The organism is Flavobacterium sp. UW10123, assembly GCF_040538975.1.
GTDB lineage: Bacteria > Bacteroidota > Bacteroidia > Flavobacteriales > Flavobacteriaceae > Flavobacterium.
Genome location: NZ_JBEWQE010000002.1, coordinates 112,825 through 127,818, shown reverse-complemented (window position 1 = coordinate 127,818; position 14,994 = coordinate 112,825). Strand labels below are relative to the sequence as shown.

Sequence of the window (14,994 nt, the reverse complement as noted above, 5' to 3'; positions counted from 1 at the left end):
TAAAAAATCTCCTTGATCTGAGTTATTTTAAAAAACCAAAAATCACCAAAACTATAAAATGACACCAAGTACCATCCTTCTCCTTATTATCATTTATTTCGGAACATTATTCTATATTTCTCATCGAGTAAGTAAAAAAGACAGCGGAAATGAAGCGTTTTTTACAGCCAATAAAAACTCAAAATGGTATTTAGTGGCTTTCGGAATGATCGGAACAGCTCTTTCTGGAGTAACCTTTATTTCTGTTCCTGGAGAAGTTGGTGCACCAAGTGGTGAACAATTTAAATATTTTCAGTTTGTATTAGGAAATGCTCTTGGATTTATTGTAATTACAAAGCTCTTATTGCCATTGTATTACAGAATGAATCTGACTTCTATTTATGGATATATTGAGCAAAGAATGGGCTTTTTTAGCTATAAAACAGCAGCTTCTATTTTCCTAATTAGCCGTACGATAAGTTCTGCTTTCAGATTGTATTTGGTGGTAATTGTTCTACAGCGTTTTGTGTTCGATTTTTATCATGTGCCTTTTGCGTTTACTGTTTTAATTTCGCTGCTTTTAATCTTCTCTTATACTTACAGAGGCGGATTAAAAACGATTATTATTACAGATACTTTACAGACATTTTTTCTAGTAACTTCTGTTTTTCTTACGATTTATTTCATTTGCGACCGAATGGATTTAAGTGCCATCAGCGCATTTGAAGAAGTAAAAAACAGCAATTATTCTAAGATCTTTTTCTTTGATGATTTTATGGGAAGCAAATTCCATTTTGTAAAACAGATTCTTGGCGGAATGTTCGTAACCATTGCTATGACAGGTTTAGATCAGGATTTAATGCAAAAGAATTTAAGCTGTAAAAACATTGGCGAAGCACAAAAAAACATGTTCACTTTTACAGGAATCTTTGTTATCATTAATATTTTCTTTTTGAGTGTTGGAGCGTTGTTATATATCTATGCAAACAAAAACGGAATTGCTGTTCCGACAGATTTAATTACAGGAAAACCAAGAACCGATTTACTTTTCCCTGAAATTGCTTTAAATCATTTAGCGCTAATTCCTGCAATTGTATTTTTATTAGGAATTATTGCTGCCACTTTTGCAACCACAGATTCTGCCTTAACAGCCTTAACAACTTCTTTTTGTGTTGATTTTTTAGGAATGGACAAAGCAGAAAACAGCCATAAAAAAAACACCGTAAAAATTAGGCATTTAGTACATATCAGTTTTTCTATTTTAATCTTTTTTATCATCCTGATTTTCAACTCGATTAATGACAGTTCGGTAGTAGGAATGATCTTTAAGGTTGCTTCGTACACTTACGGCCCATTATTAGGATTATACGCTTTTGGTTTGTTCCAAAAATCAAGACATGTAAATGACAAACTGGTTCCGTTTATCTGTTTGCTTTCACCGTTATTTACCTATTTCATCAATGAATATTCTAAAGTTTTATTTGCAGGATATGTTTTTGATAACGAATTAATTATACTAAACGGATTAATTACTTATTTAGGATTATTTATTACCAGTTCACGCAGTGACAAAGAAATAAGTTTCTAATTCAGCTTAATACTATTGATGAATTAATTTGAGTTTAAGTACATTAAACTCAAATTGATTCTTAAAAAAAAATGATATGAAAAATCCATTCATAAAAATCAGTTTATACGCCGCTTTTATATTTTTAATTACCAATTGCGCATCCAAAAAAAATAATGGAGCAACAGATGCCAAAAAAGAAATTCCTTTAAAAGACACTGTTGTTTACGTACAAAAAAACACTTCAGACAAAAAAACTTTCTTTAAAGATTCTGATCAGGAAACAGCTTGGGTTGACAGCATTTACAATAAAATGACTGTACAGGAAAAAATCGGACAGTTGTTCATGGTCTCTGCCTATTCCAACAAAGATTCTGTACATGTTAATCAAATCAGCAAACTCATTGAAGATTATAAAATAGGAAACGTTATTTTCTTTCAAGGCGGACCAGTTCGTCAGGCGAAATTAACCAACTTATATCAGTCAAAAGCAAAAGTGCCTTTAATGATCGGGATCGATGCCGAATGGGGATTAGCCATGCGATTGGATTCTACCTATCGTTATCCGTGGAATATGACTTTGGGCGCCATTCAAGATTTAAATTTAATTGAAAATGTGGGAAGAAATATGGCAGCCGAAAACAAACGAATCGGCGTTCATTTCAATTTTGCTCCTGTTTTGGATATTAACACCAATCCTAAAAACCCAATTATCGGAAACCGTTCTTTTGGTGAAGATAAAGTAAATGTAAGCGAGAAAGCCCTTGCTTTAATGAAAGGAATACAAGGCAACGGTGTTTTCTGTACCGGAAAACACTTTCCTGGACACGGAGACACTTCAACCGATTCGCACCACGCATTGCCTACCGTTAATTTTTCTAAAGAGCGTTTAGAATTAGTCGAACTCTATCCGTACAAAAAATTATTCGACGAAGGTCTGGCTTCTGTAATGGTGGCGCATCTTAATATTCCGAGTTTAGAATCGCAGCCAAACTGCCCATCTTCGGCTTCTTACAATGTGGTTACCAATCTGCTTCAAAAAGAATTAGGTTTCAACGGATTGATTTTTACTGATGGTTTAGCAATGAAAGGCGCAGCCAATTTTAAAGGCCCAGGAGATTTGGAAATCGCAGTTCTTTTAGCAGGAAATGATATTTTGCTTTGTCCTGAAAATGTACCCGTTGCTTTCCAAAAATTGGAAGAGGCGTACAACACGCAAGTAATTACGGAAGAACGATTGGCACATTCCGTTAAAAAAATTCTTCATTTTAAATACAAAGCAGGGCTAAACAAATACAAACCGATTGATTTAAATAATTTGTACCAAGATTTGAATCCGTCTCAAAATGATGCTTTACATTATAAATTGTATGAAAATGCGATTACGGTTTTAAAAAACGAAAAAGAAATTCTTCCAATAAAAGATTTAAGCGAAAAAATTGCCTATATAAAACTGGGTGAAGATACCAACAGCACTTTTATTTCAACGCTGAAAAAATATACGGATATCACCGAAGTTAAAGACACTAATCTGGACAGTCTGAATAAAGAATTGAAAAAATTCGACAAGGTGATTATCAGCTACCATAAAGTAAATAAAGCTTGGGAAAAACAAGAATTTACATTACAAGAAATGCTTTGGCTGAAAGAAATTGCAAAACACAACAAAGTAATTTTAGACATTTTTGCAAAACCTTATTCGTTATTGTCTATTAATAATTTTGATGATATTGAAGGTTTAGTGGTTTCGTACCAGAACTCAGATATTAGTCAGGTTGTTTCGGCAGGATTGCTTTTTGGTGCTATCGAAGCCAAAGGGAAACTGCCTGTTTCTATCAACGACGCTTTCCATGTAAATGATGGTTTGACTACAGAAAAACTAAATCGTCTGGCATTTACAGCTCCAGAAAATGTAAATATGAATCCGGCAATTCTATCCAAAATTGATGCTGTGGCGCAAAAAGCAATTGATGGCAAAATGGCTCCGGGAATGCAAGTTTTGGTGGCTAGAAAAGGAAATGTAATTTTTCAGAAATCGTATGGAGCGCAAACTTATGATAACGGAAAAAAAGTAACTGACACCGATTTATATGATGTCGCTTCGATTTCAAAAATGATTTCGACGTTGCCAAATGTGATGCAATTGTATGATAAGAATAAAGTAGAGCTAGATACGAAACTGAAAGATATGCTGCCTTTTTTTGCCAAAACAAACAAAGAAAACATCACTTTCAAAGATCTGTTAAATCATTACGCAGGACTTCAAGCTTGGATTCCGTTTTACAAAGCAACTTTAGATAGCAATAATCAACCTTCTGAAAAATATTATCGAAAAGTAGCCGAAAACGGTTTTACGACAAAAGTAGCCGACAATCTTTATATTCGAAATGATTATCATGACACGATTATGAAAATCATTGCTGAAAGTCCTGTAGCGCTAAAAAAAGAATACAAATACAGCGATTTTACTTTTATCATTCTAAAAGAATATTTAGAAAGAAAAACACATAAAAAGTTAGACGATTTAAGTAAAGAAAATTTCTACAGTACATTAGGAATGACCAATACGCTTTACAATCCGTTGGATAGATTTGACAAAAGCAATATTGCCCCAACTGAAATTGATAACTATTTCAGACACCAGACTATTCAGGGTTACGTGCACGACATGGCCGCAGCAATGGAAGGCGGAGTCGCTGGACATGCGGGAATTTTTTCTAATGCGATGGATGTTGCCAAAATGATGCAGCTGTTTCTACAGAAAGGAAATTACGGCGGTATTGAATATTTTTCTCCACAAACTTTCGATGCTTTTAATACTTGTTATTATAAAAATCAAGGCGTTCTAAGAGGTTTAGGATTTGACAAAAGAGTACACAAAGGCGGACCAACCTGCGACTGTGTTTCTGAAGCCAGTTTTGGCCATACAGGTTTTACAGGCAACATGGCTTGGGCAGATCCCGAAACCGAAATTGTTTATGTATTCCTATCCAACAGAACCTATCCAGAAGTAGTAAATGACGAAAATAAATTAGCCAAAGGAAAAATCAGAGAAGAAATCCAGCAGATCATTCAAGATGCAATTATGAAATAAAAATTCCAAAATTTAAATTCCAAATTCCAAAAGACAAAAATCTATAATCTTGCTTCTTGCATCTTTCATCTTTAAAAAAATCTAAACTATCAAACCCAATGACAAAAGAACGTTTAACTTCACTCGATGTCTTTAGAGGATTTACCATTCTCCTAATGACGATTGTCAATAATCCGGGAAGCTGGTCATCTATTTATCCGCCCCTAGAACACGCCGAATGGCATGGTTGTACGCCTACTGACCTAGTTTTCCCGTTTTTTGTTTTTATAATGGGAACTGCAATTCCGTTTGCAATGCCTGTAAAACATTTTGACGGAAGTGTTTTCAATAAAATTTTAGTCCGCTCGCTTCGAATTTTCTGTTTAGGATTATTTTTAAGTGTTTTCAGCAGAATCCATTTATTTGGTTTAGAAGGAATTCCGTTATTAGGATTAAGATTGATAATTGCTTTTGCGGTTGCTTATGCCCTTTTAGGAAACTTTTCGATGAAAGTAAAAACCATTCTTGCAGTTGGGGTATTTCTGATTTTGATTTCTCTATCCTTTAGCGGTTTGGAGCATTTTGAAGACACAAGAATCCCAGGCGTTTTACAACGAATTGCGATTGTGTATTTCTTTACTTCTATTTTGTATTTAAAGACTAATTTAAAAACACAGCTTTTAGTTTTAGCTGCGCTTTTAATTGGATATTGGCTTGTAATGGCTTTTGTTCCCGTTCCTGGATTTGGTCCTGCCAATTTTGATAAAGGAACAAATCTTGCTGCTTGGATAGACGATACACTTTTAAACGGTCATTTATGGGCATCGTCTAAAACTTGGGATCCAGAAGGAATTTTGAGCACTTTACCAGCCATTGGAACTGGAATTTTAGGAATGTACATTGGTCAGCTGCTAAACTTATCTGTTGATAAAATGGAAATCGTAAAAAAGACCGCCATTGCAGGAATTGCTTTAGTAATTGGAGGTTTAATTTGGAACATCTTCTTCCCTATCAACAAATCGCTTTGGACAAGTTCTTATGTTTTATACACAGCCGGAATTGCAACACTATGTTTGACACTTTTGTATTACATCATCGACATTAAAGGACATAAAAAATGGACAAAATTATTCCTAATCTGGGGAGTAAACCCGATGATTGTATTTTTCTTTTCTGGAATAATTCCTAGAGTTTTAAGCGGTATAAAAGTGGCAGATCCTGAAAAAGTTGGAGAAGAAATTGGTCTTCAAGCCTATATCTATAATCACGGAATTGTTCCTTGTTTTGAAAACCCATTAAACGCATCACTTGTTTACGCTTTATCTTATGCTGTTTTCTGGTCGTTTATCTTATGGATTTTCTACAAAAAGAAATTGATTTTTAAAGTGTAATTTTTTTTTAAACACATAGAAATATAGTCTAACAAACCTAAAAAAAGGCGTTTCACTCATTTAAATAAACATAGCTTGTCTATGTGTAGAAACTTGTTTCTTTTGATCTCTTTTTCGAAACAAAAAACTATGTTTCTATGTGTTAAAATTAAAACATATACTATTTCAGCCGGACTTAATAGTTTGATTTGGTCATCGTTCTAGCACTTATGCAAAGATCATTTTTCTTTTTTCTAAAAATTTTAAGAAAAGCAGTATCTTGCCGTACCAACAAAAGTGTCAGTTTATAAATTATGGATAGTCCGGTTGAAATTCCTTTTAAAAGCTTTATTCAGCTAAAACCAGAAGAAAGCACTGCTATTTATCTGCAGCTTGTTTTTGAATTCATCAAAGCCATACAGACGGGTTTTCTTCCCGAAGGCACCAAACTTCCCGGTACCAGAATTTTATGTAAAGTACTTTCTGTTAATAGAAATACGCTAATCAAAGCCTTTCAGGATTTAGAATCGCAGGGTTGGATTGAAACACTTCCCAATAAAGGAACTTTTATTTTATCGCAGCAAAAACAAAAAAACAAAGCTGAATTTACTGTTTCGAAAGAACAAAATATATCTCCAGATAATATTGGTTTTAATTTTCAGCGTTCTACGATTCTTGAAAGCCCAATAGAAACTAGTAATCTTCCCTATCAGTTTAATGATGGAATGCCCGATTTACGATTGGTACAAACCGATGTTTTGGCAAGATTATATGTTTCGAAATTAAAAAGACGAAAAACATCCAAAACCTACGAACAAATAGAGTTGCGTTCGCATTTAAACTTCAAGACTCATTTCTCGAATTATCTCAATCTTACTCGCGGCATACGCATTTCAACTTCAAATCTACTTACAGCAAGCAGTCACGAAATTGCTTTGTATCTGGTTACAAAAGTACTTATCAGTTCAGGCGATAAAGTTGTCGTTGCCTCGCCGGGATATTATATGTCAAACATGACACTGACCAATACGGGAGCACAGATCATTTCTATTCCGGTAAATGAAGATGGAATTGACACCAAAAAGCTAAAAGAAATTTGTGAAACAACGGCAATCAGGGTTTTATATTTGACATCCAATTATCATTATCCAACCACTATTTCGCTTAGCGCAAAAAAAAGAATCGAAGTTCTGGAATTGGCCAATCAATACGGATTTGTGATTTTGGAAGACGATTACGATTTTGAATTTCATTACGATAATAATCCCGTTCTACCTTTGGCCGCTTTCGATTCTAACCAAAAAGTGGTTTATATTGGTTCTTTCGGAAAATCATTGCCATCAGGATTTAGCTATGGTTTTGTCGCCGCGCCTGCCGAATTTATCAAAGAACTCGAGAAGCATCAAAACATTCTCGAACCAAGAATTGATGTCATAAAAGAACAGGTTTTAACCGAATGGATTACAGAAGGTGAAGTGCATCGCCTTTCTAAAAAAAATAAAAAAATCTATAAAGAACGACGAGATCATTTTGTTTCAATCCTTAATGAAAAACTAAAAGGCAAAATCAAATTTAAGATTCCGCCAAGAGGATTAGCCCTTTGGGTCGAATGGCTGGATCATTTTAATTTGGTTCAGTTTCAAAAAGAATGTTCTAAAGAGGGTTTATTTCTGCCAAAGACCATTTTATATCAAACTAAAAATCTCACTGCAACGCGTTTGGGATTTGGGCATTTGGAAAAAGAAGAAATGGAAAAAGCGGTTTCTATTTTGAGTGAGTGTCTTGAAATAATTTTAGCAAAATAGTTTTTTCTGTTTTTAACCACTGGAATATCTTATTTAAAACATAGCCCGTGGTTTCAACCACGGGGACATGTGCATAAGAAATTTCGTTTCGTTCCCGTGGTTGAAACCATGGGCTATATTTGAATATTATTGCGTTTAAATAATTGCCTATACAAGAAACACTAAAGTTCTTATCTAAGTTATTTTTGCTCATCAAAAGGCTAACAAAGTTAGATTGCTTTTCAAGTTAATTTTATACAATTCATCTTAAGGATTATAACATTCGAACCATAATACAAATGAAAATCAACATATTACTTATAATTATATAAGTGCTACTTTTAATCCTATAAAAGAAAAAAGCCTTTTTAAAGTAACTTTGAAATAGAGTTTTAATTCAAAAAAAGGTCGATATGATTTACATCTTTATACAATTAATTTTAATTTCTATTGGGGCTACATCGGCTATGACTTGGTTTAGTTATGCCATGTCGAAAAACTTTAGAGAATTGTATAAAGAACCTGTTTTATTGAGTTTTGCTTTGAAGAAAACAAACATAAGCCTTTCCGAAGAATCTCAGAAAACTTGGGGCTGGCTGATACATTACATTATTGGTTTTCTATTTGTTATGGGATATCATATAGTATGGGTGAAGAATATTTTGCCAATTTCTCCACTAAGTGCTCTTATATTAGGAGTTATCAGTGGTGTAATTGGCATACTCAGCTGGATTATCATATTTAAAATGACCAATCATCAACCCCCAATTGATTTTAAAGGTTATTATATTCAGCTGTTCTTTGCCCATATTATTTTTGCTGTCACAGCAACGGCACTTTACTCTCTTTCATTAACCATTTTAATTCTTTTGAACGCTTATGTCACTGTCTAAATACAACCAAAAAAGAGATTTTAAACAAACCCGAGAACCAAAAGGAAAAGTTGAAAAATCGGCTAACGAATTGATTTTTGTTGTGCAGAAACATGCTGCATCGCATCTTCATTATGATTTTAGGTTAGAAATGGATGGCGTTTTAAAAAGCTGGGCAGTGCCAAAAGGTCCGTCAATGGATCCTGAAGTAAAACGTCTCGCCATGATGGTCGAAGATCATCCATACAGTTATAAGGACTTTGAAGGCACAATTCCAGAAGGAAATTATGGCGCCGGAAATGTAATTGTTTGGGATAACGGAACGTATACTTCTGATGAAAAAACTGCTTCTGATGAAAAACAATTATTAAGCGATTTAGCAAAAGGCCGTTTGAGTTTTATTCTGAAAGGTAAAAAATTAAAAGGCGAATTTTCGCTGGTTAAACTTCACGGCAAACAGGAAAATGCCTGGCTTTTAATCAAGAAAAATGACAAATATGCTTCGACTGAAGATATTTTAGAAAAAAACAAATCGGTTATTTCTAAAAGAAGTTTAGAACAGCTAATTGAAAAAGCTGAAAAACTTGCTTCAAAAACAGAAGAAAAAACAGCTGAGAAAAAAACCGTAAAAAAAAAGTCCAATCCAAAAGTTGAAATAGCAGAATTTATAAAACCAATGCTTGCCAGTGTTCGAGAAAAGCCTTTTGATGATGACGAATGGATTTTCGAAAATAAATACGACGGCTATAGAACTATTGCGGTTATTAACGCACAGCAAGTCGGTTTATTTAGCAGAAATGAGATTTCTTTTAATGCTAATTTCAAACCCATTGCCGACGAATTAAAACAAATAGATCACACCGTAGTTTTAGATGGCGAAATTGTAGTTGAAAATGATGCTGGAAGAGCCGATTTCCAATTGCTTCAAAACTACATGAAAACGGGAATAGGAAATCTAAAATATTATGTTTTTGATTTATTGAATTTGGATGGAAATCTGATTACCGAATTATCGCTTTTGGAACGAAAAGAACTCCTGAAAATTCTCTTCAATAAATATCCTTTTTCTAATGTATTTTACTCTGAACATACAGTTGGCGACGGAATTAAACAGTTTGAAAAAGCGGTTAGAAATAAAACCGAAGGTATAATCGCTAAAAGAGCCGACAGCACTTACACCATCAATCGAAGAAGTACAAACTGGCTCAAAATAAAAACTGCAAACGAAGAAGAAGCTATCATAATCGGAATTACCGAACCTAAAAATTCGAGAAAATATTTTGGCGCTATTCTTCTAGGTCAATATGATGGCAAAAAACTGGAATATATTGGAAAATGCGGAACAGGTTTTACAGAAACCGTTTTGAAAGATCTTTATACTCAATTAGAACCTTTTTTCATTGACAAATCTCCGCTTGACGAAAAAATCCCAATTCGAGATAAAATTCAATGGGTACGGCCAAAAGTAGTTTGCCAAGTTAAATTCTCCGAATGGACGCAAGATCAGCATTTGCGACATCCTGTTTATCTCGGAACAAGAGTAGACAAAAAAGCAGAAGAAGTATTTTTATCCTTCACAAAAGACGACTCAACTCAACTAAATTCAGATGAAATGACCATTACACCAGAAAATAAAAAGGAAAAAACAGAGAACGATTACGATTTAAAAGTCGGTAAAACGGTATTACATCTTACCAATCAAAACAAAGTGTATTTTCCTAAAGACGGCATCACAAAAGGCGATATTGTTCATTATTATGATGAAGTTTCAGAATTGATTTTACCGTATTTAAAAGACCGCCCTGAGTCGATGAACCGTTTTCCAAACGGAATTGACTCACCAAGTTTTTATCAGAAAGATGTTGATGTCGATAAAATTCCGAAATGGCTAAAAACAAAGAAAATCTTCTCAGAATCCAACAATGCCGATATTGATTATCTTATTTGCAATAATAAAGAAACGTTGCTTTATATGGCAAATTTGGGGTGTATCGAAATGAATCCGTGGAATTCGACCATCAAACATATTCAGAATCCAGATTGGCTCGTAATTGATTTAGATCCTGCAAAAGATGATTTCACCCAAGTAGTGCAAACTGCTTTGGTCGTAAAAGAAGTTTTAGACGAATTGGAAACGGAATGTTTGTGCAAAACTTCTGGTGCTTCTGGACTTCATATTTACATTCCGCTTGGCGCGCAATACGATTATGATTCTATAAAAATTCTAGGCGAATTAATTGCGAAAGAAGTACAATCTAGACTTCCAGATATTACTACGGTAGACAGAAGCATTAAAAAAAGAAACAATAAATTATATATTGATTTTTTACAAAACCGACGCGGACAAACTTTGGCGGCTCCGTATTCTGTTCGTCCAAAACCTGGCGCAACAGTTTCTACACCTTTGGAATGGAGCGAAGTGAATGAAAAACTGCATCCGTCGCAATTTACCATCAAAAATGTATTAAGTCGTTTTGAGAAAAAAGGAGATTTGTGGAAACCTGTTTTATCTAAAGGCGCAAATATTAAGAAGATTATTCACAAACTAGAAAATGATCAAAACGGTTAAGACGATTTTTTCTTTTTGTTTTCTAAACTTGCTTTCAGCATTTCCATTAAATCGTCGCTTTGTTTGTGCACCACTTTTAGTTTTGGAGCTGCTTTTTGTGGTTTTCCTTTGGCTTTCTTTTTAATGATATCCAAAAGCTTGGCAGTATATTCGTCTTTAAAACCAGAAATATCAAATTTCTCCGTCAGCTGATCGATTAGTTTTTCGGCCATATCCATTTCTTTTGTTGATTTTTTGGACATTGGCGGAAGCTTTAATTCAGCTGTACTTCTAATTTCCTGTTCAAAACGAATTCTATTTAAAACAATGACATTTTTATAAGGTTTCAAAATTGCCAGACTTTCTTTGTTTCGCAATACAAATCTGGTAACACCAACTTTTCCTGAAGCTTCAAGCGCATCGCGAAGTAATCCGTACGCATTCATTGCGCCTTTGTCGGGTTCGAGATAGTACGGCTGTTCGTAATAAATACTTTGAATTTCTTTTTCGAAAGCAAAACTTTCAATATCAATTGTTTTGGTTTTAATGGCGTCTGCCGCTTCAAAATCGGAATCCTCCAGAATAATATATTTACCTTCCAGATTATATCCCTTTACGATATTCGCAAAATCAACTTCTTTGCCCGTATTTTCATTGACACGTTTAAACTTGATATTCGCATGATCTTTTGCGTCAAGCATATCCATATCCAAACTGCTTTCCTGCACCGCCGAAAACATTTTTATCGGAATATTAATTAATCCAAAACTTACCGAACCTGTCCAAATTGATCTCATGGCTTTTGTTTTAAAATTGAACATTAAATTTAGTTCAACAAAAAAACGTAAGCCTTACAAAATCAACAAATTGTTTTATATAATTGTTAAGGGTTAAGGGTTAAGGGTTAAGGGTTAAGGGTTAATACGAACCGCATATTCCCGTGGTTGAAACCACGGGTTATGTTTGAATAAATATACACATAGGGCAAAAAAAATATGGGTTATAAATTATAAGTTAGGCAACACTCCTAACTCATAACCCATAACCCATAACCCATAACTTTTAACCTTTTTAACTTAAAAAAAATTACCAGCCTCTTACTGCTCCGCCTTTAAATTCCTGCTCGGCTGCTTTTTCTACTTCTGGAGATTGAAAAGCTTGTAAAAACTGTTTTACTTTTTCTTCGTTTTTATTGTCTTCACGGCTTACTACCAAATTCACATAAGGTGAATCTTTATCTTCAACAAACAAAGCGTCACGAGAAGGAACCAATCCAGCTGCAGAAGCAAAAGTATTGTTGATGATTGCAATAGAAACATTTTGGTCATCTAAAGCTCTTGGCAACTGAGGCGCTTCCAATTCTAAAATTTTTAAGTTTTTAGGATTGCTTACAATGTCAGTTACTTTTGGCAATAAACCAACACCATCTTTCAACTTCAATAATCCGTTTTTCTGCAAAAGCAATAAAGAACGTCCGCCGTTTGTTGGATCATTCGGAATAATAATCGTGCTTTCGTTTTTCAATTCAGAAAGGCTTTTTATTTTTTTAGAATAACCAGCAATTGGGTATACAAATGTATTTCCGATAATAGCCAATTTATAGCCTCTTTGTTTCGATTGCTCATCTAAATATGGTTTGTGCTGAAAAGCATTTGCATCGATATCTCCTTGACTCAAAGCTTCGTTTGGAATTACATAATCGTTGAAAGAAACCAATTCCACTTCTAATCCGAATTTTTCTTTCGCTACTTTTTTAGCCGCTTCCGCCACTTTCAATTCTGGACCTGAAGCCACTCCCACTTTTATAAAATGAGGATCGTTATTTTTTTTGTTTCCGCAATTTGATAAAACAATCGCCAAAGCCAAAACTCCAGCAGTTTTCAAAATATTAAGTTTAATTTTCATCTTCTATTATTTTTTAATTTTTAATTCTAAATTTTTAATTGATTATCGGTGATCAAATCGTTTTGATAATCGATCTCCCGCAAACTGAATCACAAATACCAAAATCACCAATAAAGCCAAAACTGAGTTCATTGTTACGGCATCATAACCAATATATCCGTATTGATAACCGACTTGTCCAAGTCCGCCTGCCCCAACAGCTCCACCCATTGCAGAATATCCGACAAGCGTGATTAACGTAATTGAAGCTGCATTGATTAAAGAAGGGAGAGCTTCTGGCAATAATACTTTGTACACAATTTGCAAAGGAGTTGCTCCTAATGCTCTTGCTGCTTCGATTAATCCAGACGGAAGGCTCAACAAACTGTTTTCTACCAATCGGGCAATAAATGGCGCTGCACCAATACTTAACGGAACCAAAGCTGCACTAACGCCAATTGAAGTTCCAACAATAGCACGTGTAAACGGAATCATCCAAACGATTAAAATAATAAACGGAATAGAACGAAAAACGTTCACTACAACCGATAATGTTCTATTTAAAACAGGCTGTTCCAAAATTTGATTTTTACGGGTTAAGAACAGTAAAATTCCTGTTGGCAATCCTAATAAAAAACCGAAAAAGCCCGATACAAAAGTCATAACAATGGTTTCCCACGTTCCTTTTAACAATAAATCTATAAGAGAATCAGACATAACCTAAAATTTCTGTTTTAATGTGTTTTGAATTAAAATATTGAATCGCTGCATCATAATTTTCGCGTTTTCCTGAAAGTTCAATCAGCATCACGCCAAAATTCACCTCGCCCGCCTGATCCATTTGTGCGCTTACAATTTTGAAATCGGTATCAAAAAGTCTTGAGACTTCCGAGATAACAGGCTCGTTAACTGATTTTCCTGTCATTTCCAGCTTCAATAACGGATTCAAATTCCCGTTGTCTTCTTTTTGCAATTTCTCCTGATAAACAGATGGAATTTCAATATGAAGCGAAGAAGAAATAAACTCTTTTGTCAATTCATGTTTCGGATCAGCAAAGATTTCGCCCACACTTCCCTGCTCAATTAATTTTCCGTGACTGATAACCGCAACTTCATCACAAATCGATTTTACCACTTCCATTTGGTGTGTGATCAATAAAACGGTAATGTTTAAGCGTTTGTTAATGTCTTTCAGTAAATTTAAAATCGATCTTGTTGTTGCAGGATCTAGCGCGCTTGTAGCTTCGTCAGACAAAAGCACTTTTGGGTTATTGGCTAAAGTTCTTGCAATCGCCACTCTTTGTTTTTGTCCTCCCGAAAGACTTGCTGGATAATCGTTGGCTTTTTCTGCAAGCCCAACCAATTGCAATAATTCTAAAACACGCGTTTTGATTTCGCTTTTTGAAGTTCCAGTCAATTCTAACGGAAAAGCCACATTATCAAAAACTGTTCTCGAAGAAAGAAGATTGAAGTGCTGAAAAATCATTCCAATTTGTCTTCTCTCAATCGCTAATTCAGCGTTTGATAATTGCATTAAAGATTTGCCATCAACGATAATTTCACCAGAAGTAGGTCTTTCCAACAAGTTCACACAACGAATCAAAGTACTTTTTCCTGCTCCGGAAGTTCCAATTACACCAAAAATTTTTCCTTCAGGAACCCTTAAAGAGACATCAGACAAAGCAGCGACAATTCTGTCTTTCTGATGAAAAGTTTTGGTTACATTTTTTAATTCAATCATTCTTTACAGTTTAAAAACAAAAAAGCCTTCCATTAATCAGTTGAAAGGCTTTCTTGAAATAAATTTTATCATTTTATATATTAAGCCAGATCAATAAATACCATTACAGCAACACAGCACATCATGCTGCAACGATAATAATTATTCATTTTCTGGTTATCTTTCTTCATAGCGGG

Annotated in this window: 9 protein-coding genes and 1 pseudogene; 6 read left to right on the top strand and 4 right to left on the bottom strand. The window is 34.4% G+C overall.

The window, feature by feature from the left end:
* Positions 1–58 precede the first annotated feature (58 nt).
* The 6 genes from ABXT06_RS02920 to ligD all read left to right on the top strand — a co-directional run bounded on the left by ABXT06_RS02920 (position 59) and on the right by ligD (position 11,214).
* Positions 59–1,567: a sodium:solute symporter gene (locus ABXT06_RS02920; RefSeq protein WP_354589394.1), complete on the top strand. Its 1,509-nt coding sequence runs from the start codon at positions 59–61 to the stop codon at positions 1,565–1,567.
* Between the two features lie 76 nt (positions 1,568–1,643).
* Entirely contained in the window at positions 1,644–4,640 is a 2,997-nt protein-coding gene (locus ABXT06_RS02915; protein WP_354589393.1) for a serine hydrolase domain-containing protein, read from the top strand.
* A gap of 98 nt (positions 4,641–4,738) precedes the next feature.
* Positions 4,739–6,010 (top strand): acyltransferase family protein, encoded by a 1,272-nt coding sequence (locus ABXT06_RS02910; protein ID WP_354589392.1) that lies wholly within the window; start codon positions 4,739–4,741, stop codon positions 6,008–6,010.
* Between the two features lie 293 nt (positions 6,011–6,303).
* Positions 6,304–7,794, top strand: coding sequence for an aminotransferase-like domain-containing protein (locus ABXT06_RS02905; protein WP_354589391.1), 1,491 nt, complete (start codon positions 6,304–6,306; stop codon positions 7,792–7,794).
* A 392-nt stretch (positions 7,795–8,186) separates the two neighbouring features.
* Positions 8,187–8,666 (top strand): hypothetical protein, encoded by a 480-nt coding sequence (locus tag ABXT06_RS02900; protein WP_354589390.1) that lies wholly within the window; start codon positions 8,187–8,189, stop codon positions 8,664–8,666.
* Positions 8,653–11,214 (top strand): DNA ligase D, encoded by a 2,562-nt coding sequence (ligD, locus tag ABXT06_RS02895; RefSeq protein ID WP_354589389.1) that lies wholly within the window; start codon positions 8,653–8,655, stop codon positions 11,212–11,214. Before ABXT06_RS02900 ends, ligD begins: the two co-directional genes overlap by 14 nt.
* A gap of 83 nt (positions 11,215–11,297) precedes the next feature.
* Here the strand turns inward: ligD and ku are convergent.
* From ku to metN, 4 genes and pseudogenes are all read right to left on the bottom strand, one after another.
* A pseudogene (ku, locus tag ABXT06_RS02890) lies at positions 11,298–11,990 on the bottom strand (non-homologous end joining protein Ku); the annotation flags it as partial.
* 289 nt (positions 11,991–12,279) lie between these two features.
* Complete coding sequence (metQ, locus tag ABXT06_RS02885; protein WP_354589387.1) at positions 12,280–13,098, bottom strand: methionine ABC transporter substrate-binding lipoprotein MetQ; 819 nt, start codon at positions 13,096–13,098, stop codon at positions 12,280–12,282.
* A gap of 42 nt (positions 13,099–13,140) precedes the next feature.
* Positions 13,141–13,794: a methionine ABC transporter permease MetI gene (locus ABXT06_RS02880; protein WP_248727742.1), complete on the bottom strand. Its 654-nt coding sequence runs from the start codon at positions 13,792–13,794 to the stop codon at positions 13,141–13,143.
* On the bottom strand, positions 13,787–14,818 hold the full coding sequence (gene metN / locus ABXT06_RS02875; protein WP_354589386.1) for a methionine ABC transporter ATP-binding protein MetN: 1,032 nt from the start codon (positions 14,816–14,818) through the stop codon (positions 13,787–13,789). The genes ABXT06_RS02880 and metN overlap by 8 nt, the downstream gene beginning before the upstream one ends.
* Positions 14,819–14,994 lie beyond the last annotated feature (176 nt).

Excerpts from the sequence above, each read along its gene's own strand:
- metN (WP_354589386.1), bottom strand. The coding sequence starts at position 14,818 with ATGATTGAATTAAAAAATGTAACCAAAACTTTTCATCAGAAAGACAGA.
- metQ (WP_354589387.1), bottom strand. The coding sequence starts at position 13,098 with ATGAAAATTAAACTTAATATTTTGAAAACTGCTGGAGTTTTGGCTTTG.
- ligD (WP_354589389.1), top strand. The coding sequence starts at position 8,653 with ATGTCACTGTCTAAATACAACCAAAAAAGAGATTTTAAACAAACCCGA.
- ABXT06_RS02905 (WP_354589391.1), top strand. The coding sequence starts at position 6,304 with ATGGATAGTCCGGTTGAAATTCCTTTTAAAAGCTTTATTCAGCTAAAA.
- ABXT06_RS02915 (WP_354589393.1), top strand. The coding sequence starts at position 1,644 with ATGAAAAATCCATTCATAAAAATCAGTTTATACGCCGCTTTTATATTT.
- ABXT06_RS02900 (WP_354589390.1), top strand. The coding sequence starts at position 8,187 with ATGATTTACATCTTTATACAATTAATTTTAATTTCTATTGGGGCTACA.
- ABXT06_RS02910 (WP_354589392.1), top strand. The coding sequence starts at position 4,739 with ATGACAAAAGAACGTTTAACTTCACTCGATGTCTTTAGAGGATTTACC.
- ABXT06_RS02920 (WP_354589394.1), top strand. The coding sequence starts at position 59 with ATGACACCAAGTACCATCCTTCTCCTTATTATCATTTATTTCGGAACA.
- ABXT06_RS02880 (WP_248727742.1), bottom strand. The coding sequence starts at position 13,794 with ATGTCTGATTCTCTTATAGATTTATTGTTAAAAGGAACGTGGGAAACC.